22 protein-coding genes and 2 pseudogenes are annotated in these 23,297 nt (G+C 67.2%); 16 read left to right on the top strand and 8 right to left on the bottom strand.

Features of this window, described 5'->3' with window-relative positions:
- Nucleotides 1–100: 100 nt before the first annotated feature.
- Nucleotides 101–1,389, bottom strand: a pseudogene (locus GR168_RS09550) (IS481 family transposase).
- 153 nt (nt 1,390–1,542) lie between these two features.
- Here GR168_RS09550 and GR168_RS09555 point away from each other — a divergent pair.
- The 5 genes from GR168_RS09555 to GR168_RS09575 are packed head-to-tail and all read left to right on the top strand — an operon-like array spanning nt 1,543 to nt 4,561.
- Nucleotides 1,543–1,905 (top strand): metalloregulator ArsR/SmtB family transcription factor, encoded by a 363-nt coding sequence (locus tag GR168_RS09555; RefSeq protein WP_137811031.1) that lies wholly within the window; start codon nt 1,543–1,545, stop codon nt 1,903–1,905.
- Entirely contained in the window at nt 1,902–3,011 is a 1,110-nt protein-coding gene (gene arsB, locus GR168_RS09560) for an ACR3 family arsenite efflux transporter (RefSeq protein WP_137811030.1), read from the top strand. The genes GR168_RS09555 and arsB overlap by 4 nt, the downstream gene beginning before the upstream one ends.
- On the top strand, nt 3,004–3,687 hold the full coding sequence (locus GR168_RS09565; protein WP_137811029.1) for an arsenate reductase ArsC: 684 nt from the start codon (nt 3,004–3,006) through the stop codon (nt 3,685–3,687). Before arsB ends, GR168_RS09565 begins: the two co-directional genes overlap by 8 nt.
- Before the next feature lie 41 nt (nt 3,688–3,728).
- Entirely contained in the window at nt 3,729–4,154 is a 426-nt protein-coding gene (locus tag GR168_RS09570; RefSeq protein ID WP_137811028.1) for an arsenate reductase ArsC, read from the top strand.
- Complete coding sequence (locus GR168_RS09575; protein WP_137811027.1) at nt 4,151–4,561, top strand: low molecular weight phosphatase family protein; 411 nt, start codon at nt 4,151–4,153, stop codon at nt 4,559–4,561. Before GR168_RS09570 ends, GR168_RS09575 begins: the two co-directional genes overlap by 4 nt.
- Before the next feature lie 23 nt (nt 4,562–4,584).
- On the opposite strand, the gene GR168_RS09580 is transcribed toward GR168_RS09575, so the two are convergent.
- A complete protein-coding gene (locus GR168_RS09580; protein WP_171011717.1) occupies nt 4,585–5,070 on the bottom strand; it encodes an ArsI/CadI family heavy metal resistance metalloenzyme in 486 nt (161 codons plus the stop codon).
- A gap of 99 nt (nt 5,071–5,169) precedes the next feature.
- Here GR168_RS09580 and GR168_RS09585 point away from each other — a divergent pair, with 99 nt between their 5' ends.
- Together GR168_RS09585 and GR168_RS09590 are read left to right on the top strand one after the other, a co-directional pair.
- Nucleotides 5,170–5,532, top strand: a complete 363-nt coding sequence (locus GR168_RS09585; RefSeq protein WP_137811025.1) for an Rv2640c family ArsR-like transcriptional regulator — start codon at nt 5,170–5,172, stop codon at nt 5,530–5,532.
- Nucleotides 5,533–5,898: 366 nt separating this feature from the next.
- The gene (locus GR168_RS09590) at nt 5,899–7,602 is read left to right on the top strand and encodes an HNH endonuclease signature motif containing protein (protein WP_068972481.1); all 1,704 of its coding nucleotides are present in this window, start codon (nt 5,899–5,901) and stop codon (nt 7,600–7,602) included.
- A 90-nt stretch (nt 7,603–7,692) separates the two neighbouring features.
- Here GR168_RS09590 and GR168_RS09595 read toward each other — a convergent pair whose 3' ends face one another.
- Nucleotides 7,693–9,549, bottom strand: coding sequence for a glycoside hydrolase family 13 protein (locus GR168_RS09595; protein WP_159370612.1), 1,857 nt, complete (start codon nt 9,547–9,549; stop codon nt 7,693–7,695).
- A gap of 77 nt (nt 9,550–9,626) precedes the next feature.
- A complete protein-coding gene (locus GR168_RS09600) occupies nt 9,627–10,073 on the bottom strand; it encodes a globin (protein WP_223259061.1) in 447 nt (148 codons plus the stop codon).
- A 133-nt stretch (nt 10,074–10,206) separates the two neighbouring features.
- On the opposite strand from GR168_RS09600, the gene GR168_RS09605 reads away from it, so the two are divergent.
- The 3 genes from GR168_RS09605 to GR168_RS09615 all read left to right on the top strand — a co-directional run bounded on the left by GR168_RS09605 (nt 10,207) and on the right by GR168_RS09615 (nt 11,674).
- A complete protein-coding gene (locus GR168_RS09605; RefSeq protein ID WP_058250289.1) occupies nt 10,207–10,788 on the top strand; it encodes an HNH endonuclease in 582 nt (193 codons plus the stop codon).
- A gap of 150 nt (nt 10,789–10,938) precedes the next feature.
- Entirely contained in the window at nt 10,939–11,193 is a 255-nt protein-coding gene (locus tag GR168_RS09610) for a hypothetical protein (protein WP_058250036.1), read from the top strand.
- Nucleotides 11,180–11,674 (top strand): DUF5130 family protein, encoded by a 495-nt coding sequence (locus GR168_RS09615; RefSeq protein ID WP_171011575.1) that lies wholly within the window; start codon nt 11,180–11,182, stop codon nt 11,672–11,674. The genes GR168_RS09610 and GR168_RS09615 overlap by 14 nt, the downstream gene beginning before the upstream one ends.
- Before the next feature lie 73 nt (nt 11,675–11,747).
- Here GR168_RS09615 and GR168_RS09620 read toward each other — a convergent pair.
- A pseudogene (locus tag GR168_RS09620) lies at nt 11,748–13,180 on the bottom strand (cation:dicarboxylase symporter family transporter).
- Nucleotides 13,181–13,323: 143 nt separating this feature from the next.
- On the opposite strand from GR168_RS09620, the gene GR168_RS09625 reads away from it, so the two are divergent.
- Nucleotides 13,324–14,883: an ATP-binding protein gene (locus GR168_RS09625; RefSeq protein WP_159370613.1), complete on the top strand. Its 1,560-nt coding sequence runs from the start codon at nt 13,324–13,326 to the stop codon at nt 14,881–14,883.
- Entirely contained in the window at nt 14,880–15,560 is a 681-nt protein-coding gene (locus tag GR168_RS09630; protein ID WP_058250040.1) for a response regulator, read from the top strand. The genes GR168_RS09625 and GR168_RS09630 overlap by 4 nt, the downstream gene beginning before the upstream one ends.
- 18 nt (nt 15,561–15,578) lie before the next feature.
- Here GR168_RS09630 and pepN read toward each other — a convergent pair whose 3' ends face one another.
- A complete protein-coding gene (gene pepN / locus GR168_RS09635; RefSeq protein ID WP_159370614.1) occupies nt 15,579–18,182 on the bottom strand; it encodes an aminopeptidase N in 2,604 nt (867 codons plus the stop codon).
- Nucleotides 18,183–18,201: 19 nt separating this feature from the next.
- Nucleotides 18,202–19,467, bottom strand: a complete 1,266-nt coding sequence (locus GR168_RS09640; RefSeq protein WP_159370615.1) for a TetR/AcrR family transcriptional regulator — start codon at nt 19,465–19,467, stop codon at nt 18,202–18,204.
- A 194-nt stretch (nt 19,468–19,661) separates the two neighbouring features.
- Here GR168_RS09640 and GR168_RS09645 point away from each other — a divergent pair, with 194 nt between their 5' ends.
- Nucleotides 19,662–20,282, top strand: a complete 621-nt coding sequence (locus GR168_RS09645) for a DsbA family protein (RefSeq protein ID WP_159370616.1) — start codon at nt 19,662–19,664, stop codon at nt 20,280–20,282.
- 33 nt (nt 20,283–20,315) lie between these two features.
- Here GR168_RS09645 and GR168_RS09650 read toward each other — a convergent pair whose 3' ends face one another.
- Nucleotides 20,316–21,362 carry a M48 family metallopeptidase gene (locus GR168_RS09650; RefSeq protein ID WP_159370617.1) on the bottom strand — a complete coding sequence of 349 codons (1,047 nt, stop codon included), beginning with the start codon at nt 21,360–21,362 and terminating at the stop codon, nt 20,316–20,318.
- A 22-nt stretch (nt 21,363–21,384) separates the two neighbouring features.
- Here GR168_RS09650 and GR168_RS09655 point away from each other — a divergent pair, with 22 nt between their 5' ends.
- The 3 genes from GR168_RS09655 (at nt 21,385) to GR168_RS09665 (ending at nt 23,227) form a co-directional block, all read left to right on the top strand.
- Nucleotides 21,385–21,867 carry a ribose-5-phosphate isomerase gene (locus GR168_RS09655; protein WP_137809326.1) on the top strand — a complete coding sequence of 161 codons (483 nt, stop codon included), beginning with the start codon at nt 21,385–21,387 and terminating at the stop codon, nt 21,865–21,867.
- 15 nt (nt 21,868–21,882) lie between these two features.
- A complete protein-coding gene (locus GR168_RS09660; protein ID WP_159370618.1) occupies nt 21,883–22,686 on the top strand; it encodes a DNA-formamidopyrimidine glycosylase family protein in 804 nt (267 codons plus the stop codon).
- 103 nt (nt 22,687–22,789) lie between these two features.
- Complete coding sequence (locus GR168_RS09665; RefSeq protein WP_078113594.1) at nt 22,790–23,227, top strand: homocitrate synthase; 438 nt, start codon at nt 22,790–22,792, stop codon at nt 23,225–23,227.
- The last annotated feature ends 70 nt before the right edge of the window (nt 23,228–23,297 follow it).

The following is a 23,297-nucleotide window of genomic DNA, read 5'->3' on the forward strand; positions in this document are numbered from 1 at the left end:
TATCTCGAAGTCGGAGGCCTGTCAGTACGTCGTGGTTCGATTTGTAGGACGTCCGGGACTTGGAAATGTGATGTATCGGGTCTTCGGTGACAGTTCTGAATCAGGACTTCGGTGACAGTTGGTGTGTCAGGACTTCGGTGACGGTCCGGTCTTCTTGGTGGGACGTGGGCCGCGCGGTCGGCTGTTGCCGACGTAGGTGATGCCGGGAGCGGGCCGGGGGTGTTCGACAATGACTTCTTGTTCGGTGCTGGCGATGACGATTACGTCCTCGTCGATGCCGACGAGGACCTGGTCGAAGGCGTGGTCCACATCGACCATGTAGGTGACTGAGTCCACGCTGATGGTGCCGGAAGTGCTGACAGTTCGTACCAGGACGCCCTCGGGCAGATCGGCGGGTGGGCGCGGCGCCGGCCGCGGGCGCGGTGTAGGTCGGTCGAACACTGACCCACCGGCTATCGGGTGTGGCGCATCGGCTTTCGGTGTGGCTTGCCACGCGGCCAGTGGTGTGACCCGCCCCGGCAGGCCCTGGTGAGGCCGTTGGGTGTTGTAGATGTGATCGAACGCGTCAACCTGGGCCTGCAACTCGGCCAGGGTGTCAGCCAATGGCTGCTTGTCCAGATACCGGAACAGCGTCTGATGGAATCGCTCGTTCTTTCCCTGCGTGGTCGGCTTGTAGGGCTTGCCGGTGATCGTTTCCACCCCGAGCACGCGGACGTGCTCGACGAGCTGGCCGAGACGTCCGCGCCGGGAGGGGTTGAGCGCGGGCCCATTGTCGGTGAGGAGTCGTTGAGGTACTCCGTGGGCGCTCACTGCTTTGTCGAACACGGCGATCGCAGCCTCAGCGGTTTCACCGTCGGCCACATGTGAGCCCACGGCGTAGCGCGAGTGATCGTCGATGAGCTGCAGGATGACGCACCTGCGGCCACCGGTCAGGACGTACTCGGTGCCATCGAGTTGCCAGCACGCATTCGGCGCCGGGTAGACGAACCGCCGCCACGCCGAGCGGGGCTTCTTCTTCGGCTCACGGCGAGCGACACCGGCTTCGCGGAAGATCCGGGCCAGCGAGGCCGTCGAAGGCACCTGCGTCAACCCCATCGACTGCATCTTGTCGTGCACGCTGATCGGCCCGTGATCCAGACCGGATGCTTCCAACGCGGCGCGCACGGCCACCGCCTGCGCTTTGACCTCCTCATTGAGCGCTGACGGGCTCGATTTCGGGCGGCGGGTACGGGGTTCCAGGACCGCCGCCGGCCCATCCACTCGTGCTCGTTTACGCAACTCGTAGAACGACTTCCGCGAAATCCCGTGTTCGGCGCAGAATGTCGAGACCGCTCCGCGGGGTGCATCATCAGGCCACTGCGAGATCGCCAGCCGCACGACAGGATCGATAGGTTCGTTAACTGCCACCGCCTGAGCGTCGAGTGCTCGCAGCGTGAACCGAAGACCAGGGTGCCGGCTTGGCTGCAGCCCATCGGGCATGTCACACCCGCTGAACGGAATCGACGCCTTGTCGCTTGCATTGACGTATGTCAATATTGACGAGTGTCGAATAAGAATCTTCTGCTGCCACCGGGCCGCGGCCTCAGTGGTGACCAGACCGGGGCCCTCACCCCACTGTTGAAGGCGCTTGCGGATCCGGTTCGGTTGCGGTTGTTGTCGGAGGTTGCCGCGCATCCGGGAGGCGAAGCCTGCGTGTGCGACATTTCCGGACCCTTCGAGTTGTCGCAGCCGACGATCTCACATCACCTGAAGGTGCTGCGCGAAGCGGGCTTGGTGACCAGTGAGCGCCGCGCGACGTGGGTGTACTACCGGGTGAACGCTGAAGCGCTGCAGCAACTGTCGGATCTGCTGGGCGATCTCGCTACGGTCGTGGGGGAAACACGCTCGTGTGAGGCCGACCGGTGACCGCCCCTGACACCGCGGTCGCGGGCAAGCTGTCGACGCTGGACCGGTTTCTGCCGGTGTGGATCGGCGCAGCGATGGTCGCCGGACTGCTGCTCGGGCGTATTGTTCCAGGCCTGGGTGACACGTTGGCCGCGGTCGAGGTCGATGGCATCTCGCTGCCGATCGCTCTCGGGTTGCTGATCATGATGTATCCGGTGCTGGCCAAGGTGCGCTACGACAAGCTGGACTCGGTCACCGGCGACCGCCGCCTGCTCCTCGGGTCGCTTCTGCTGAATTGGGTCCTTGGCCCGGCGTTGATGTTCGCGCTGGCCTGGCTGCTGCTCCCGGACTTGCCGGAGTACCGGACCGGACTGATCATCGTCGGGCTGGCCCGATGTATCGCGATGGTCATCATCTGGAACGACCTGGCGTGCGGTGACCGCGAAGCCGCTGCCGTCCTGGTCGCCCTGAACTCGGTGTTTCAGGTGGTGATGTTCGCCGTGCTCGGGTGGTTCTACCTCTCGGTGCTGCCCGGCTGGCTCGGCCTGGAACAGACGACCATCGACGCCTCGCCCTGGCAGATCGCGAAGTCGGTGCTGATTTTCCTCGGCATCCCTTTGGTCGCAGGCTATCTGACCCGCCGGATTGGTGAACGCACCAAGGGTCGTGAGTGGTACGAGTCGTCGTTCTTGCCGCGCCTGGGGCCGTGGGCGCTCTACGGATTGTTGTTCACGATCGTCATCCTGTTCGCGTTGCAGGGTGAGCAGATCACCTCGCAGCCCTGGGATGTCGTGCGGATCGCTCTGCCGCTGCTGATCTACTTTGCGGTGATGTGGGGCGGTGGGTTCGCGCTCGGCGCCGCGATGGGTTTGGGGTATGCGCGCACCACCACGCTGGCATTCACTGCCGCGGGCAACAACTTCGAACTCGCCATCGCGGTTGCGATCGCCACCTACGGTGCGACCTCCGGGCAGGCCCTGGCCGGGGTCATCGGACCGCTCATCGAGGTTCCCGTCCTCGTGGCCTTGGTCTATGTGTCCCTCGCGTTGCGGAAGCGCCTCACCGGCCCGACCGCCGCTGCCAGTTCCAGCCCAGACGGGGTGAAGGAGACCGCTCGCGATGTCTGAGTACATGTTGGACGAACGTCTGAGGCGCGGTGAACACCGCGCCCAACCTGAACTGTTGATGCCCCATACCGTGCTTGCCCGCACGGCCGCTGACCTGGCCGCAAAGTACGAGGGGGTGGTGTCTCGGCAGACGGTCGAACGCTGTGTCTTCGAGTCGTACACCGCGTTACGGCGCACCTCGCGGGTGCATGCGCACCTGACGACTCTCGCCGGCCGGTTCGCTGCCGATCGGTTACGCGCCCTGGCCCAGGCCGAGGGTTCAGTGCCCAAGGATGTGCCCGAGGTGTTGTTCATCTGCGTGCAGAACGCCGGGCGCTCGCAGATGGCTGCCGGACTGCTAACCCATCACGCCGCCGGGCGAGTGCATGTGCGCTCGGCCGGATCGGTGCCGGCTCATTCGATCAACCCGACCGTCGTGGAGGCGATGTCTGAGATCGGTGTCGATCTGGGGACCGAGTACCCCAAGCCGCTCACCGACGATGTGGTCGCCGCCGCTGACGTGGTGGTATCGATGGGTTGCGGCGACGCGTGCCCGATCTATCTCGGCAAGCGTTACCTGGACTGGACGGTCTCTGATCCGCAGGGCCGCCCCCTCAACGAGGTTCGCGCGATCCGCGACGATCTCGATACCCGAGTTCGCGAGCTCTTGGTCGAGCTCGCGACCGAACGTGTGTGACTTTCCCGAGCTTCCACCATCCCCGAAAGGGCTTGTCTGTCATGTCTTCCTCTCGACCCAGCGTGCTGTTCGTGTGCGTCCACAACGCGGGCCGCTCGCAGATGGCCGCCGGTTTCCTCACCGCACTCGGCCACGACAGCGTCGAGGTCCGCTCCGCCGGATCCACACCCGCCGACTCGATCAACCCTGCTGCCATCGAGGCGATGGCTGAAGTTGGTATCGACATCTCTGACCAGTCACCCAAGATCCTCACCCCCGACGCCGTCGAATCCTCCGACGTCGTGATCACCATGGGCTGTGGCGATGCGTGCCCGGTATTCCCCGGCATCAGCTACCGCGACTGGGCCCTCGACGACCCAGCAGGTCAAGGCATTGACGCGGTCCGCCCGATCCGCGACCAGATCCGCAGGCTCGTCGAGGATCTGCTCGACGAACTCGCACCCGCCGACCAGCAGGCCGGCCGATGAACACGCCACCGCAGGTGCTGTTCGTGTGCGTGTCCAACCGCGGAAAATCGGTGATGGCCGAATATCTCACGCCCACGGTCACCCACGAGATCGCAGCATCATCGGCTGGAACCAGTGCGAAGATCGGCGGGCAGGTCAACGAACTGTCTGCCCAGGTGCTCGCCGAAGTCGGCGCCGATGTCGCCGGCCACCAGCCGCGGCAACTGACCGACGAACTGATGCAGGCTGCGGATCTCGTCGTGGTGGTCGGCACCGCCGAGGTCACGCCCCCGCCTGGTGTGGTCCTCGAAGTGTGGGACACCGATGAGCCCTCGCAGCGGGGCATCGACGGCGTCGAGCGGATGCGGCTGATCCGCGACGACATCACTCACCGCATTCGCGCTCTCGCCGACCGACTCACGCGGTAGGCGAGAACGCGACCCGCGGCTCGTCAGCAGCAGGCTGTGCGTGCCTCGGCCGGGTTGGCGGCGCTGCCGCCGCAGCACACCGAACCCGGTTCGGTGTCCTCAGTGGTGGTCTGTTCCAACAGTTTCGGGCTGGTCCCGAACGTGTCGGAATCAGCGAGCACGGTGTAGACCTCCCACTTCTCCTGCGCCGGGCCGGTCACCCACACCTTGTCCTGCGTCGCGAAACAACAGGTCGAGTTGATCTCCTCCTGGGTGAACAGGCCCTCCCCGGACAGCCGGGCGATCTCGGCGTGCACCTTCTCGCTGGATTCGACCTCGACACCGAGGTGGTTGATGGTGCCGCCCTGGCCCGGATTCTCCAGCAGCACCAGCTTCAACGGCGGCTCGACGACTGCGAAGTTGGCGTATCCCGGCTTGCGTTTGGCCGGGGTGGTGTTGAACAGCTTGGAGTAGAACTCGATTGCGGTATCGAGATCATCAACATTGAGCGCGAGCTGCATACGGGACATGGCCATCACCTTCACCTGTGAGACATATATCGAACTACGGTCACCCTGCAGGGTGCCTACCTTTTCGACATATGTCAAGTGACAGGGTATGGTCGGGGCATGCCGAAGACGTTGCCGATGGTCGACATCAGTGCCCCGATCTGCTGCGCCCCGGTATCGGCAGCCCCGCTCGATGACGACACCGCGCTCGAGATCGCGTTGCGGCTCAAGGCTCTTGCCGATCCCGTGCGCATCAAGCTCGTGTCGATCCTGCTCGCCGACACCGGTGACGGAATCTGCACCTGCGATCTCGCGACCGCGGTCGGCCTCACCGAGGCGACGACCAGCCATCACCTGGGTCAGCTCCGTAAGGCCGGCATGGTGAGCCCTGACCGCCGAGGAATGAACGTCTACTACCGCGCACAACCCGACTCGCTAGAAGCACTGCGCAACGTCCTCAGCGCCACCACCGGGTGCTGCTGAACCGGTGCAGACGTTGACGTCGCGGCATTCCACTAGCACCGCCAGAGCCCTGGACTGACGGGCGGGCTGAGGAAGTCACGACCACATAGCTTGCGTCAGGTCAGTCTCTCGCATAGGCGAGCGCGCACCCACCACCCTTGTGCACAACCGGACCGAGCCCACCAACAGTGCGGTGCCGCGACAGGCGGACATTGCACAGATGATCGGCTCCTCGACTGTCGTTCACAGCGAAGTGTCACCACCAAGACCACTCACACTGTCACCGATGTCCTGATGCGGAAGTGTCACCGATGTCCTGCGAGATAACATCCGGGACTTGGAAAAATCAAGCCTTGACTCGAACATATTTTCGAGTACGATGGTGTCATGTCATCGGGGGCGGGGGCCGGATCCACGGCGGTGGACCCATCACAGGAGTCCGTCGAACCGCGCTTTCGTCCCGACCATGAACTCTCCGCATCCGAACTCGTCGAGGTCCTCAACCACTGCGCGGGCTTGGCGGCAGCGTCCGCGCATCGAATGATGGTCGTTGCCAGCCTCATTCACGATGAACGCGAGATGGATTACGCGCAGCGCCGCGCCGAGACGCACAGCGGCGAACTCGACTCCATCGAAGCCTTCGAGCACCTATCAGCGCGAGTGGCCGCCGGCGAGAACCCCTACGAGCAGTTCGGGCCCAACGGTCTCGAACAAGCCATCGCCGAAGTCGGCGCCACCCTCACCGTGACACCGGCCGAGGCGAAAGACCTCATCGAGGCCGGCGACGCACTGCGCTACCGACTCTCCTTCACCGGGCACGCACTGGCGTGCGGTCGAATCGACAAGCGCCGCTTCCTCATCGCTCTCAAGCGCACCGATCTCATCACCGACGACGAAGAGATGCAGACCGTCGACGCCCATCTCGCCGAAGCGATCTTCGCCCGCCCACCGATGTCGACGGCCCGGTTCACCGCCATGGTCGATTCGATCGTCGCCAAGTGGGCACCCGACGCGATCCGCCGACGCAAGGAGCGAGTGAAGTCCGACCGCAAGGTGACGGTCACCCCCGATCGGTTCACGCCGGGGCAGTCCCGGATCTCCGGGACGCTGCCCGATGCTGATGCCGCCGAGTTCGACGCCCGCCTGACGGCGATGGCCACCGCGGTCCACGCCGGTGACCCTCGAAAGTTGGCCAATCGCCGGGTCGATGCCCTCAAAGCACTTTCGCGCGGCGAAGCCGCCATCACCTGCCTATGCGACGACTGTCGACCTGCCGCAACCGAACCCGACACAGCACCAGATTTCGACCCAGCGACAGTGGATACCGCCGAGCCGCCTGCACCAGCTGCTGAGATGGTGGATGCGGACACCTTCGTCGACCCGTCAGCCCCCGACACCGCTGCCGATGACCCGGCCGCGCCGACCGACTCGGCGTCGGACTCGCTGGCGCCGCGCGCGACCTTTCACATCGTGGTGAACCTGTCGACCCTGATCGGTCTCGACGACGATCCCGCGTTCCTCGACCGCCATGGCATCATCGACGCCGACACCGCGCGAGAACTCCTCGCCGAAGCGCGACGCACCTACATCCATCCCGCACCGACCCCCGCCGCGCCACTGGCATCGGCTCCCGAGGCAGACAGTTCGACAACGCGGTACACCCCGTCGAAGAAGCTGCAGGCGCTGGTGCGTGCCGGCGAACTGTGCTGCACCTTCCCCGGCTGCAACGCCCCGGTCTGGCAGATCGACCTCGACCACACCGAACCCTTCGATCACACCGACCCGCGGCGCGGTGGCCCGACCGATGCGCGCAACCTCAAACCGCTGTGCCGCTTCCATCACCGCATCAAGACCTTCACCAGCTGGCAGGACCACCAAGACGAATCCCGCACCGCCTGGTTCACCACACCCACCGGGCACATGTTCGTCGGCAACGCCTTCAGCGGACGCGACCTGTTCAACAAGCTCTTCCCCAGACGATCACCCGATCACCCCGCCCGCGACAGACTCACCAAGCAGCGCGACAACGACTTCCGACGCCACCAACGCGCCGAGAAGCGCTGGAACGACGCCAACCCGCCGCCCTTCTAGCAGCGTTTCACGATTGTCTTGCTTGCTATCGACGGCGGTGAGGTGCCTGCGTGCCCCTCACGTGGTCCGCGGCCGGCTGCCCGAGTTCAGTCACACCAGCCAGGCCGCTGCGTCCGGCGCCAGCATCCCGTCGACGAGAGGTGAACTGACGAGCAGCAATTCGCCGGGCGGAAGGGGCACCGGCTCATCGCCGGCGTTCAGCGCACAGACCAGCTGACCCTCGGAACGACGGAACGCCAGGCATCCCTCCGGCGCGCCGTACCACTCGAGGTGCTCACCGGTGAACTCCGGACGGGTCACCCTCAGGTCGAGGGCTGCGCGGTACAGCGACAGCATCGACCCCACGTCCTCGAGCTGGGCTTCGACAGTGAGCGCGCGCCACGAATCCGGGATCGGCAGCCAGGTCTCGGACGTCGCACTGAATCCGAAGGGCGGCTCGGTCCCCTCCCAGGGGATCGGGACGCGGCAGCCGTCCCGCCCGCGTTCGGTGCGTCCGGACCGTTCCCACACCGGGTCCTGGAGTGCGTCGTCGGGCAGGTCGTCGACGTTCGGCAGTCCCAGTTCGCTGCCGTTGTAGAGGAAAACCGTTCCGGGCAGCGCCATTTCGACGACGAGCATCGCTCTTGCGCGCCTCGTGCCGCGCTCGAGGTCGAGTGCCCCGGTCTCCGGGTCGGCGACGGCGTATCGCGTGACCTCGCGGGCGACATCGTGATTGGACAGCGTCCACGTCGGAGTACCGGACACCGACAACACCGCGTCGAGTGAGTTCTCGATGGCCTCCCTGATCGCACCGGATTCGAACGGCGCCTTGGCGAGCCGGAAGTTGAACCCGAGGTGCAGTTCGTCGGGACGCAGGTACTCGGCGAATCGCTCGTTGTCGCTGACCCAGATCTCACCGACGTTGGCTGCCCCGGGATACTCGTCGAGGACCTTGCGGATCTTGCGGTGGATCTCGTGCACCGCATAGTTGTTGAAACGAGGGTCGTCGTCGGAGTTCTGCAGCAATTTGGTCGCCGACAGATCCATGTCGGGCAGGTCCGCGGGTTTGGCCATGCCGTGCGCGACGTCGATGCGGAAGCCGTCGACACCCCGATCCAGCCAGAAGCGCAGCGTCTTCTCGAGATCGGCGAAGACGTCCGGGTTCTCCCAGTTCAGGTCCGGCTGCTCCTTGGCGAAGATGTGCAGGTACCACTGTCCCGGCGAGCCGTCGGCCTCGGTGACCCGGGTCCAGGCAGGTCCGCCGAAGATGCTGTGCCAGTTGTTCGGCGGCTCGTCGCCGTCGTCACCGAGGCCGTCCCGGAAGATGTACCGCTCGCGTTCGGGACTGCCGGGGGCCGCGGCCAGCGCGGCCTGGAACCACTCGTGCTGGTCACTCGTGTGGTTGGGGACGAGGTCCATCGTCACCCGGATGTCGCGTTCGTGGGCCTCGGCGATGAGCTCGTCGAAGACGTCGAGGTCGCCGAAGAGGGGATCGACGTCCCGGGGATCGGAGACGTCGTAACCGTGATCTGCCATGGGAGAGGCCATGATCGGACTGAGCCAGATCGCATCGATCCCGAGGAGTTCGAGATAGCCGAGTTTGTCGATGACACCGGCGAGATCGCCGACGCCGTCACCGCTGACATCGGAGAACGAGCGCGGATAGATCTGATAGAACACCGCGGACTTCCACCACGTGGTGTCAGCCGGATCCAGCTGCGACACAACGGGTGGTGCGACCGGTGCGTCGGCGGCGACGACGGCCTCGCCGGCAGCCGGCTCCTCGAGCGCATCGACGTCGGACTCGATCGCGCCGTCGTCGAACGCGACGTCGGACTCGATCGCGCCGTCGTCGAACGCGACGTCGGACTCGATCGCGCCGTCGTCGAACGCGACGTCGTCGGGCTGACCCCCGTCGGATGGCTCGGCGGGGACGACCTCTGGTGTCTCATCGCTCACCGTGGTCATTGTGCCCTACCTGAGTTTTCTCGGAGAAATCCAGGTCAGTCGGCGAGTCGGGCGGCGTGTCGGGACAGAAAACGCTCTCAGATGGGTGAATTCATCATCGATTGCGCAGCCATCTCCATGTAGTCGATCAGCGCCTGGCGGTGGGGTGCGTCGAGCGTGTCGTCGTCGATGGAGGCGATTGCGGTGTGCATACAGCGCAGCCACGCGTCCCGCTCGATGGGACCGACGCGGAAGGGGTTGTGACGCATGCGGAGTCGGGGGTGGCCGCGCTCATCGGAGTAGGTTCGCGGGCCGCCCCAGTACTGTTCGAGGAACATCCGCATCCGACGCTCGGCCGGACCCAGGTCCTCCTCGGGATACAGCGGGCGCAGCACCTCGTCGCGCGCCACCTCGCGATAGAACACAGCCGTGAGTCGCCGGAACGTCTCGGCACCGCCGACCTCGTCGTAGAAGGTCCGCGCGGGGGTTGCCGGCGCCGGTGCGGTCGGAGGGGATGTGTTGGGTTCGCCAGTCACCCTCGCCATTGTCCTCACCCGGGCGCGGTGTCTCAACGTCGACGCCGGGTCGGCCCCGTGAGCTGGCCGGACACCGTGAAACAGCTGTCACGGGGACCGCCACCGTGGTGGACTTGTGCTCGGCGGGGTGGCGGGAGGCGAGATGACGCACAGATCACACGCGAAGACGGGACGCGGGCAGATCCGTCCCGCTCCCGGCGCCGGGGCCTGGACACGCCGCCGGGTGCTGCTCCTCAACGCCACGTACGAGCCGCTGACGGCCGTGACGGTCCGGCGTGCGGTCGTCCTCATCCTCCGTGATCGCGCCGATCTGGTGCACGCCGACGAACAGGGCGAGGCGGTGCACTCCGTGGGTGGTGCGGTCCCGGTTCCGACCGTGATCCGCCTCCGCAGATACGTCCACGTGCCGTACCGGGCGACCGTGCCGATGACCCGGGCCGCTCTGATGCGTCGTGACCTGAACGGGTGCGGCTACTGCGGTGCACGGGCGACGACGATCGACCACGTGGTCCCGCGGAGTCGGGGCGGGACGCACACCTGGGAGAACTGCGTGGCGTGCTGTGCCTCGTGCAATCACCGGAAGGCGGATCGTCTGCTCGGGGAGCTGGGGTGGACGCTGCGGACGGTTCCGACCGTGCCGAAGGGCAGGCACTGGCGTGTGCTGGCCACCATCAAGGACATCGATCCGGCGTGGCTGCAGTACCTCGATGCCGGCGCCGCGTGAGGGGCATGATCCGGTCGCACGGGGTCGCCTCACACGTCTACGACGCGCTGTAGGCCCCCGTGGGCCGGGCGGCGGCCAGTGGGTTAGATTGATCAACGATGACCTGCGCCGACAACCGGGCGGGTCCGGCGCGACCATCGAAAGGGTGACATGGACGTCGACAGCCTGATCGTCCCCATCGGAGTGCCAGTCACGATTCTCACGGTGCTTGCTGTTCTGCTCTGTGTTGTCGCGATGGTGTTCTCCTCCGGGGTCAAGTACCCGAAGGTCGAGGAATACACCCTCGACCAGCAGTGGGAACACGCACCGCTTCTCTTCAGTGCCACCGACATCGAACCGATGGCACTTCCGCGGCATGCGGAACCCGGCGACGTCGATGGGAGCTCGGCCAGTGGCAAATGGTGAGGTTACGCACGCAAATGTGAGCGCCGAGGTCGCGGCCCGGTCGGCCGCCGAACTGCCGCTGGGCGCCGTCTTCACCAACAGCGGTCGCATTTCCGCGGCACGCTACCCGGCCGACGCTCCGACGACGCCGCCGTTCAGCAAGAAGGATCTGATCGCGCTCGACGAGACGCTCAAGGCCGCCAGCGAGAAGGCCCTCGTGCGCTTCTCGGTCTACATCGGCGACCTCGACGGTGAGCTGGAGACCAGCGCCCGTGCGATCCTCGCGAAATCGCCCGAGCCCGCGTACGGCACCCTCATCGCCGTCTCGCCGAACTCGCGTGACGTGGTCATCGTCTCCGGCAACAAGGTGTCCACCCGCGTGAACGATCGCGTCGCGGCTCTCGGTGTCACCGCCGCGGTCACCGGCTTCCGCCAGGGCAATCTGATCGACGGGCTGATCGCCTCGCTGCGCGTGATGGCCACCGCCGCCGCCGGCGGCTGATCGCTCGCACACCCCGGACGTACGAAAGGCCGCCCCACCATTCCGGTGGGGCGGCCTTCGTCGTCGCGGGTCGTCAGTGGGTGAGGACCTTCTCGTGGGCTCCGCGACCGGTGGGGTCGTCGTCGAGTTCGTCGTCGACCATGTTGCTCTCGTCGAACGGATCCCGGCCGGACAGCACGTCGTCGATGCGCTGCTTGTCGATGGTGCTGGTCCACGAGCCGACGAGCAGCGTCGCGACCGCGTTGCCGGAGAAGTTGGTGACCGCGCGGGCCTCCGACATGAACCGGTCGATGCCGACGATGAGGCCGACGCCGTCGAGCATGTCGGGGCGATGGGCCTGCAATCCGCCGGCGAGGGTGGCCAAGCCCGCACCGCTGACGCCGGCGGCGCCCTTGGACGCGATGATCATGAACGCGAGCAGGCCGATCTGCTCACCGACCGACAGTGGGTCGCCCATCGCGTCGGCGATGAAAATCGACGCCATCGTGAGGTAGATGGCGGTGCCGTCGAGGTTGAACGAGTACCCGGTCGGCACCACGACGCCGACAGTGGTCTTCTCCACGCCGAGGTGCTCCATCTTCGCGATCAGGCGAGGCAGCGCGGACTCCGAGGACGACGTCGCGAAGATCAGGATGTACTCGCGGGTGAGGTACTTGACGAGTTTGAAGATCGAGACGCCCGACACGGTGCGCAGCAGCACTCCGAGCACGCCGAACACGAACACCAGGCAGGTCAGATAGAACGCGAGCATCAGCGTCAGCAGCTGCTGGACCGCGGCCCAGCCGGTCTGTCCCACGACGCTGGCGATGGCGCCGAACGCGCCGATCGGGGCCACCCAGAGCACCATGGTGAGCACCTTGAAGACGAGCTTCTGGAAGTAGGAGACCGCGGTGAGGATCGGTTCGCCGGTGCGGCCCATCGCCTGGATCGCGAACCCCACGAGCAGCGCGACGAACAGCGCCTGCAAGACGCTGCCCTCGGTCAGCGCGGACAGCATCGATTCCGGGATGATGCCCTGGATGAAGTCGAGGGTTCCGCCGGACTCGTGTGCGTCCTCGGCGAGTTCCTGGCCCTTGCCCGACACCGAATCGATGTTCAGGCCGTCGCCCGGCTGGATGATGTTGCCGACGACCAGGCCGATGGCCAGCGCGACCGTCGACATAGCCAGGAAGTAGACGAACGCGAGTCCGCCGACCTTGCCGACCGTCGCCGCCTTGCGAACCGGCCGATGCCCAACACGATCGTGCAGAAGATGACCGGGGCGATCATCATCTTGATGAGGCTGACGAACATGGTCCCCAGCACTCCGAGGTCCTTGCCGACGCCCGGCGCGACGAGCCCGACCACGACGCCCGCGATCACCGCGATGATGACACCGATGTACAGCCAATGGGTGCGGTCGCGCTTCGCCTTGGATGGCGTGACGGCCGTATCGTCGGGCGTGGTCGCGATGGGATCGGAACCGTCCCCGGCCGGTGAGTCGCCGGACCTGCCTCGAATGTTCATCGGTGATTCTCTCCTCGTACACCTCGGACAACAGTGATGAGGATTGTGGCCCGATGTGGTGACGCGGGTCACGATTGTGTTCATTACGTTCATATTCAGCACGTCCGGAGTCCTCACTTCGGACAGGAACGAGGTCGGCAGGGATGCGGTGGTACCCGCGCACGCTCGCCGGACAGGTCGCCGCGCTCGCATTGGCGGTCTTCGCGGTGGTCGTCGTCGCCGAGAGCGTTCTGGCGGCCGTCGACGCCCGCATCGACGCGGACCGCGCGGCCCGGGCCGAGGTGACAGCGGTGGCCGTCAGCCTGGCGGAGTCGCCGTCGACCGTCGCCGCCCTCACATCTCCGGATCCCAGCGCGGTGCTGCAGCCGGTCACCGAGCGGGTGCGCGCGGCAACCGGGATCGCGTTCATCACCGTGCTGGCGCCCGACCGGACCCGCTACACCCACACCGACCCTGCGCGAATCGGCGAGCCGTATCTGGGGAGCATCGACGCGGCACTGCGCGGGCAGACCGTGACCGAGAACTACACCGGCACGCTGGGCCCGTCGATCCGGACGATCGTCCCCGTCCGTGATGCCGACGGCCGGGTGGTGGGGATGGTCGCCGCCGGGATCACCCAGCGCTCGCTGACGTCGGCGTGGCGTGGCCAGCTGCCGATGATCGCCCTCGCCGCGTTCGCGGCACTGCTCACCGCCGTCGGCGGCGTGTGGTGGATCCGGCGACGACTGCTGCGACAGACCGGTGGACTCGCGCCCGACGAGTTACGGCTGATGTACGACCACCACGATGCCGTGTTGCGCTCCGTGCGTGAGGGATTGGTCGTCGTAGAAAACGGACGACCGGCGCTCGTCAACTCCGAGGCGCACCGCCTGCTCGAGATCGGACCCGACACGGCCCCCGCGGACCTGCCCGCCTTCCTCACCGACGGTGACGAGGAGACAGACGTGACCTACGCCGACCGCGGCCGGGTGCTGCTGGTGAGTCGTTCCCCGGTGGCCGGCCGACGCGCGTCGTCGGTGGTCACCATCCGTGACCGCACCGAGCTCTCGGAGGCGATGGGCGAACTCGACTCGATGACGCGGCTCGCCGAGGCCCTCCGATCGCAGGCGCACGAGGCCGCCAACCGGTTGCACACGATCGTCGCCCTCGTGGAGATGGGCCGGCCCGACGAGGCGATCCGGCTGGCGACGACCGAGTTCGAGCTCTCCCAGCACCTCATCGACCGGATGACCCAGGCGGTGGCCGAGCCCGCGCTTGTCGCCCTCCTGCTGGGGAAGACGGCGCAGGCGGCCGAACGCGGGATTGCGCTGTCCCTGACCGAGGAATCGCAGGTGAGTGACGCCGCCACCGGGCTCCTCACGCCCGGTGAGATGATCACGGTCGTGGGCAACCTGATCGACAACGCCCTGGACGCCTGCGACCCCGCGGACCCGTGGGTGGAGGTGACGGTCGTCGGGGACGACCGCGTGCTCGACATCGTCGTCGCCGACAGCGGCAGCGGCATGGATGCCGACCTGCTCGCACTGGCGACCACTCGGGGTTACTCGACGAAGCCCGGAGGTGACGCCGCCGGGCGCGGCCTCGGTCTCGCCCTCGTCGCCCAGGTCGTCGCCCGTCGGCACGGGACGATGAGCGCCGAGAACACCTACGGCTCGGTCATCTCGGTACGCGTGCGCGACGACGCGGGGGAGCGCGGACGATGATCCGCGTCCTGATCGTCGAGGACGAACCCGTGATCGCCGAGGCGCATCGCGATTATCTCGTCCGGCTGGGCGGATTCGAGGTCGTCGGTGCCGTGTCCACCGCGCAGGAGGCGCTGCGGATGGCCACCGCCGGACCGGTGGATCTGGTGCTGCTCGACCTGGGTCTGCCCGACGCACGTGGCGTGGACCTCGCCTCGGCGCTGTCGGGTGTCCGCCCGGCGCCCGACGTCATCGCGATCACCGCCCAGCGCGACCTCGCCACCGTCCGGAGCGCGATGTCGCGCGGGGTGCTGCTCTACCTGCTGAAACCCTTCACCTTCGCCGCGTTCCGGGAGAAGATCGAGCAGTACCTGCGCTACCGCGAAGCCCTCACCGGCGACGCCGACGCGGTCAGTCAGCGCGACGTCGACCGGGCGCTCGCCGAGCTGCGCACGAGCGACACCCGTCGATCGGCGAAGAAGGGCGCTGCGCCGCAGACCGAGGACGCGGTCAGCCGGGCGGTCCGTGACAGCCCCGACGGGCTGACCGCCTCGGAAGTGGCGCGCGCCCTCGGATCGTCGCGGGTCACCGCCTGGCGCTACCTCGAGCGGCTCGCCGACGACCACGTACTCGAACGCGATACCGAGTACGGCTCGGCGGGCCGCCCGCAGGTGCGCTACCGGTGGCGACGGCGCTGAACCCGGCGTCCGCGGGGTTCAGCTCTCCTGCGCGTCGTAGGCGCGCGCCCGCAGCGAGCGGGCGACGCCGTCGCGGCCCTCGGAGATCAGCCGCTTAAGCGCGGACGGATGGTCCCCGGACAGGAAGTCCTCGGCGAGGTCGAGGGCCTGCTGCGACATCGCCCAACTCGGGTACAGGCCGATGACGACGGTCTGCGCGACCTCGCTCGACCGGCGTGCCCACACCTTCGGGACCGCCTCGAAGTACTTCTCCACGTAGGGCTCGAGGAGTTCGCCCTGGCCGGGACGGGCGAATCCGCCGATCATCGTGCGGGTGTACACGTTCGACAGCGTGTCGTCCTCGGTGGCGCGAGTCCAGGTGTCCGCCTTGGCCTCTGCCAGCGGACGCGCCGCCCGCGCCAGCGCCGCCGAACGCGTGCCGGTGGCGGTGTTGTCCCGCTCGGCCTCGGCGTCGATGACCGGGGTCGACTCCGGATCGGTGTCGATCGCCCCGGCGGTGGCCAGCGCGGTCACCAGCTTCCACCGCAGGTCCGTGTCGACGGCGAGACCCTCGAGCCCGTGGTCGGCGGGATCCGCGCCCTCGAGCAGCGCCCGGGCCACCTCGGTCTGGTCGTCGTTGATCCGGCCGCCGAGCCAGGTGTTGACGAACGCCAGCTGATGGTCGGAACCCGGCTCGGCCGCGCGGGCGAGTTCGAGCGTGCGCGAGCTGAATCCGGGACGGCCCGTGGTGGCCGCCCACTCCGGGTCGGCATAGGATTCGATGGCGGTCGTCGCCTGCAGCAGAACTCGTTGCACCACACCGATTTCCGACTCCCCGGCGATGCCCTGCCGAACGAGTTCGACGAAGTCACGGGCACGCATCTCGGCCTGACGGGTCATCTCCCACGCCGCCGACCAGACCAGGGTGCGCGGCATCGGATCGCTGATGTCGCCGATCCGGGCGGTCGCCGTCGCCAGCGACTCCGGATCGAGCCGGACCGAGGCGTAGGTGAGGTCACCGTCGTTGAGCAGCACCAGATCTCCACGATGCACACCGACGAGGTCGGCGACGTCGGTGCGCTCGCCCTCGATGTCGAGTTCGACACTGTGCGTCTGCTCGATGGCACCGGATCCGTTATCGGCGTAGACACCGACGCGCAGTCGGTGTACCCGGGTCTCGCCGGCGCCCGGGGCGGCGCCGTCCTGGACGATGGTGAACCGCGTGAAGGCGCCGGAGTCGTCGACCTCGAAGTCGGGCCGGATGACGTTGATGCCCGTGGTGCGCAACCACTGGTCGCCCCAGTCCGACAGGTCCCGGCCCGACGACTTCTCCAATGCGCCGAGGAGATCGGCGAAGGTGGCGTTGCCGAACTGGTGCGCGGCGAAGTAGCTGCGCAAACCGGCGAGGAAGTCTTCGAGGCCCACGTACGCGACGAGCTGCTTGAGGACCGACGCGCCCTTCGCATAGGTGATGCCGTCGAAGTTGACCTCGACGGCCGCGATGTCGGGGATGTCGGCCGCGACCGGGTGGGTCGAGGGCAGCTGGTCCTGCCGGTAGGCCCAGGACTTCTCGACGTTGGCGAATGTCGTCCAGGCGCTGGCGTATTCGGTCGCCTCGGCCTGGCACAGCACGGACGCGAAGGTCGCGAACGACTCGTTGAGCCACAGATCATCCCACCACTGCATGGTGACCAGGTCGCCGAACCACATGTGGGCCATCTCGTGCAGGACGGTCTCGGCGCGACGCTCGTAGAGGTACTTGGTCACGCGGGACCGGAAGACGTAGTCCTCGAGGAAGGTCACGGCGCCGGCGTTCTCCATCGCGCCGGCATTGAACTCGGGGACGAACAGCTGGTCGTATTTGCCGAAGGCGTACGGGATCCCGAAGTTCTGGTGGTAGAAGCCGAAGCCCTGTTTGGTCTCGGTGAACAGGCGCTCGGCGTCCATGTGCTCGGCGAGCGATGCGCGGCAGTAGATGCCGAGCGGGATGTCACCGTGCTCGTCGGAGTAGACGTCGGTCCACTCCGCATACGGCCCCGCGATGAGCGCGACGAGGTAGGTGCTCATCGGTACTGTTTCCCGGAAGCGGTGCACCACAGCGGATGTGGAGCCGTCCGGTTCGCCAGGGGCCTCCGCGTGCGCGGCGTTGGAGATGACCTTCCAGTCCGCGGGAGCGGTGACGGTCACCGTGTAGGTCGCCTTGAGATCGGGCTGATCGAAGCAGGCGAACATCCGCTTGGCGTCGGCCGTCTCGAACTGTGAGTACAGGTACACCGAATTGTCGGACTGGTCGACGAACCGGTGCAATCCTTCGCCGGTGTTGGAGTACGCGCAGTCGGCGACCACGGTGAGCGTGTTGTCGGCGGCGAGGCCCGGCAACGGGATTCCGACCGACTCGTCGAATCCGGACACGTCGAGATCGACACCGTTGAGGGTCGCCGAGATCAGGGTGGGTGCGACGAGGTCGACGAACGTCTCGCTGCCCTCCGTCGCGGTGAACCGCACCGTCGTCGTGGATCGGAAGGTCGTGGTCCCGGGAGCGCCGGAACCATCGGTGAGGTCGAGCTCGATCTGGTAGTTCGACACGTCGAGAATCGCTGCGCGGTCGCGGGCCTGGTCTCTGGTGAGGTTCGGAGCAGTCACGCAGGCCAGCTTATCCAGGTCAGGACTCCGGCGGTGCTCCACGCAGTCCGGCGGGGTTCAGGATCGCCCGTGCGATCGTCTCGAGTTCGGCGGCGACCCCGGGCCGGGACCGCAGCTGCGGCGACTCGATGATCTCGCACGTGTAGCCGAACAACGCCTGGGCGAGCGCATTCGCGTCGGCCGCGGTCAGCAGTGGGTTACGGGACCGGATCGCGTCGATCCATTCGGCCCGGTAATCCATCTGCGCGTTCCGGAGCTGCGTCTGCTCGGTGTCCGGCAGATACATGAGGTCACTGGTGAAGACGGGCATGATGCGGCCGTGGACGTCGAGTGCGTACTCGACGAATACGCGGATGAGCACGTCGAGCGGGTCGTCGGAACCGGCGCGGCTCAACGCATGGGCGGTGACGTAGAGGATGCCCTGCACGCCGCGCCACAGAACGGCCAGCAGGAGATCGGATTTGCCCGACACCTCCTGATAGAGCGTCGCGATCGAGACGTCGGCCGTGCGGGCGATCTCGTCGATCCGGACGTCGGGGAACCCCCGCTCGGAGAACAACTGGGTGGCGGCGTCGAGAATGCGCTCGCGACGGGAGGCGGGGCGACGGTGCGCGGGCGCGCGCTCGGCATCGGGGTCCGGCTCCGGTGGCCCCGGCAGCCGGCACGCGAGGATGGAGTCCGCCACGGCGCGCTGGACCTCCATGAGGCGGGCGGGCGACAACGAGCCCCGCATCTCGGAGGTGTTGGAGTACACGCTGAGTGCAGCGGCACCCAGCATCGCCGCCTCCGACGGCACGACGTCGGGACGCGCCGCGGCGATGAGTGAGGCGAAGTGTTCGCTCAGCTGGCCGAAATAGCTTCTCATCACATCGAGTTCGGCCGGCTGCAGATGGCGTTGCTCGCGACGCCACAGCGTCGACACGTCCCGATGGGCGGTGAGGTCACCGAGCCCGTCGAGCAGAAGTGCGAGCTGCTCGACCGGCGAGCGGCCGTGCTCCTCGGCGTCGGCCATGAGTGTCGCGACGAGCTCCACCTGCGTCGTCAGCGCTTGCGAGAGGATGTCGTGTTTGCCGGGGAAATGTCGGTACACCGCCGGCCCGGTGAGACCGACCGCGGCGCCGATCTGCTCGATGCTGACGTTTCGGAATCCCGCGTCCTGGAACAGTCTTGTGGCGGCCCGGACGATCTGTGCCGAGCGCTGTCCGAGAGACCGGGGTTCGAGCGGCCGGAGACGCGCGACCACCCGGGCGGGTTCTTCCGGATCGGACGGTGGCGACGACGGCATCCCGGGTCCTCTTCCTCGGCGGTTCTTGCACCATCTCACACCGTGCCCGGACCGGGCCCCGCGAATCCACAGCGACGGCGACTGCTCCGCGCATCGGGAACAGTTCGAACCGCCGGGGTGTTGAGCCGTCCGACGGCGCCACCGGCCGATCGTCGGCGGCACGTGTTCAATGTCGACTCTCGAGAGGATGTTCCATGTCAGAGCAGGCCCAGCCCACCGATCGCGTCGATTTCTGGTTCGACCCGCTCTGCCCGTGGTGCTGGATCACCTCACGCTGGATCCTCGAGGCCGAGAAGGTCCGGCCGATCGAGGTCAACTTCCACATCATGAGCCTCGCCGTCCTCAACGAGGGCAAGGACATCCCCGAGGAGTACCGCGAGGGCCTCAAGCACGCCTGGCGTCCGGTCCGGGTCATCGCCGCCGCCGCGGCGCAGAAGGGTGACGAGATCCTGGCGCCGCTCTACACGGCGATGGGGACCCGCATCCACAACCAGGGCATCAAGGATTTCGACGAGGTCATCGCGGGCGCGCTCGAGGAGGTCGGCCTCGACGCCTCACTCGCCGAGGCCGCCGACGGTACCGAGTTCGACGAGGTCATCCGCGAGAGCCACCACGGCGGAATGGACAAGGTGGGCGACGATGTCGGGACGCCTACCATCCACGTCAACGACGTCGCCTTCTTCGGCCCCGTGTTGTCGCGGATCCCGCGTGGTGAGGACGCCGGGACGGTGTGGGACGGTGCGCGCGCACTCGCGTCCTACCCCCACTTCTTCGAGCTCAAGCGGACGCGCAACGAGGATCCGCAGTTCGACTGATCGGGTTCGGTTGCGCGACAGCGGTTCCGTACGTCAGAAGCGTGGTGGCGGTTCGATGCCGTTGGGCAGTCCGTCGGGCGCGAGCGTCGCCGGATGGGGAGGCGGCGGCACCGCCACCACGTTTCCGCTCCCGACGCCCCGGACGATCTGGCTCGGACGCAGCAGCATCGCCCCCGCGCGGGTCCGGTCGCGAAGTGCGGCTGCCCGCCAGGTCAGCACCGGATGCGACGACATCGCGTTGGTCAGAAAGGTGAAGAACCCGCGCTCGTGGGTCGCCCGGTCGGCGAACTGGTCGAAGTCCACCGCCGAGAGCATGTACTTGCCGGCGGCCAGGACACCCATCGCCCCGGGCGCCCCACCGGGTCTGGCGTAGTACCCGTAGTTGTCCGCGCTGTACTCCTGCGCGCGGGACAGGGCGGCGCCGAGCACCGGGATGTTCATGCCGACGATCGTCGACAGCTGTCGCCAGTACGAGGTGTGCCCGGCGGCGATGTGCCCGACCTCGTGGCCGATGATGAACTCGAGCGCCTGCGGGTCCCGGGCGGCGCCGCCCACCTCGAACAGGTCGGAGTACACGACGACGAATCGCCGGAACCCGTGCCCGGAGGCGAATGCGTTGATCGCTCCGTTGCCGAGGACGACGTAGGCATCCGGCACGTACTCCAGTCCGAAGCGGGCTGCGGCTTCGACGACCATCCGGTGTCCGGCGGGGAACTGGGTCGGCGTCATCTGTACGCCGTTGACCCGCGGTGATGCATAGGTCAGGCCGCGGATCACGAACAGCAGGAGCGGAAACAGCAACGCGCCCAACAGGAGTTGATCGAGGGTGCCCAGCGCCACGAGGACGATGATCGCCGCGTACCCGAGCACCGTCGCGAGGATCACCAGCACGAGGGTGGGGATCTCCCAGGGGTGCAGCCGCGGCCGCGCGGCGTAGTGCGCCGGGCGCAGCCACCGTCGACCGGGATCGGCCGGCGCGGGTGGCGGCGGGTCGGCGACACCGGGCACGTTGGGGATCGGCGCCCCGGAGGCGGGTGTGCCGGCGGCCGGCTCGCGGGGGACGGGCAGGGGCGTGTCCACGCCCTCAATCTATAGTGACGCCATGCGTGTCTACCTCGGTGCCGACCATGCCGGATTCGAACTCAAGAACCAGATCGCAGACCACCTCCAGGCCACCGGCCACGAGGTCGTGGACTGCGGTGCCCACGAGATGGACCCCGCCGACGACTACCCGGCGTTCTGCATCGCCGCCGCGGCCAAGACCGTCGCCGACCCCGGCAGCCTTGGAATCGTCCTCGGCGGCAGCGGCAACGGCGAACAGATCGCCGCGAACAAGGTCCCCGGCGCGCGCTGCGCACTCGCCTGGAGCGTCGAGACCGCCCAGCTCGCCCGTCAGCACAACAACGCACAGCTCATCGGCATCGGCGGCCGGATGCACAGCACCGCCGAGGCGCTGGCCATCGTCGACGCGTTCCTGGCCACCCCGTGGTCGGAAGAGGCGCGGCACCAGCGGCGCATCGACATCCTCGCGGAGTACGAGCGCACCGGCGAGGCTCCCGAGGTGCCGGGGGCCCCGGCCCAGTAGGTCTCGGCCGAGTCCGTGCCCGAGGGCCACACTCTCCATCGACTGGCCCGCCGGCAGCAGCGACTGTTCGGCGGGCAGCGGGTTCGCGTCAGCAGCCCGCAGGGTCGCTTCGCCGACGGTGCAGCGATGGTGGACGGACTCACCTTCCACGCGGCCGAGGCCTGGGGCAAGCATCTCGTCCATCGTTACCGGGACGGGCGTGCCGAACGAATGGTGCACATCCACCTCGGGCTGTACGGCTCGTTCACCGAACTCGCGGTGCCCGTGCCGGAACCGGTCGGGCAGGTTCGACTCCGCATCGAGACCGAGACCGCCGGAACGGACCTTCGGGGTCCGACGGCGTGTGAGATCTACCACCCCGCCGATCTCGAGGCGTTGGTCGCCCGACTCGGTCCGGATCCGCTGAGACGCGACGCCGACCCCGGCTGGGCATGGTCGGCGATCTCGCGGTCCGCGCGGCCCGTCGGCGCCCTGCTGATGGACCAGAAGGTCATCGCCGGGATCGGCAACGTGTATCGCGCCGAGATCCTCTTCCGCGCGGGCATCGATCCGATGAGACCCGGAAAGCGTGTTCTCCGAGACGAATTCGACGCTCTGTGGTCCGACCTGGTGACTCTCATGAAGATCGGCGTGCGTCGTGGACGCATTCACGTGATCCGGCCCGAAGACGATTCCGGGGCGCCGTCCTACGCCCCGAACCGTCCGCGGACCTACGTGTACCGGCGGGCGGGCGAGCCATGCCGGATCTGCCGGACACCCGTCCTGATCGCCGATCTGGAGGCCCGAAAACTGTATTGGTGTCCCGTCTGCCAGACCTGACAGGTTACTGCCCGGTCGGTGTGGATAGCCGAACCTTAGTAGCATGTGCGGAGCCGTGAGGTTCTTACTCATGCGAACGGTCGGGGAGACAAGAGGGGGCAGTGTGACAATCAGCGAAAGCATCCGGTCTCATGCCGGACTGATCTCGCGGGGCGAGGTGTCCCCACTCCGAGACGTACCTTTCCACGGCGCGGCCGACGCGCCGATCACCCGTCGTGTGCTGGCCGGTGGGGACCTTTTCCCGGAGGCCGAGAAACGCGTCGTGGCACATGAGATGCGGGCCGTCTCGGCGGCTTCACGTGACTACTGCGAGCCGCACGTGCACGACTGCCCGGAGATCAACATCCTGCTGTCGCTCGACCGTCTGGTCTACGAGATCACGCTCGGGGACGAGGTCTATGAGGTCGAGGCGCCCGCGAGCATCTACATACCGGCCGGCCTGGTGCACAGCGCCAATGTGATCGAGGGCAGCGGTTTCTTCGTGGCGATCATCGAGACCGCCGACTACGTCGCCAAACCGCCACCGGCGCAAGCGTCCTGATCGGTCACGGCTGCGAGGTGTGGGCCGCGGCGCCGTGACACGGTCGAGGTGGGAATCTCAGGGAGCCCTC

Source organism: Gordonia sp. JH63 (assembly GCF_009856645.1).
GTDB classification, from domain to species: Bacteria; Actinomycetota; Actinomycetes; order Mycobacteriales; family Mycobacteriaceae; genus Gordonia; species Gordonia hongkongensis.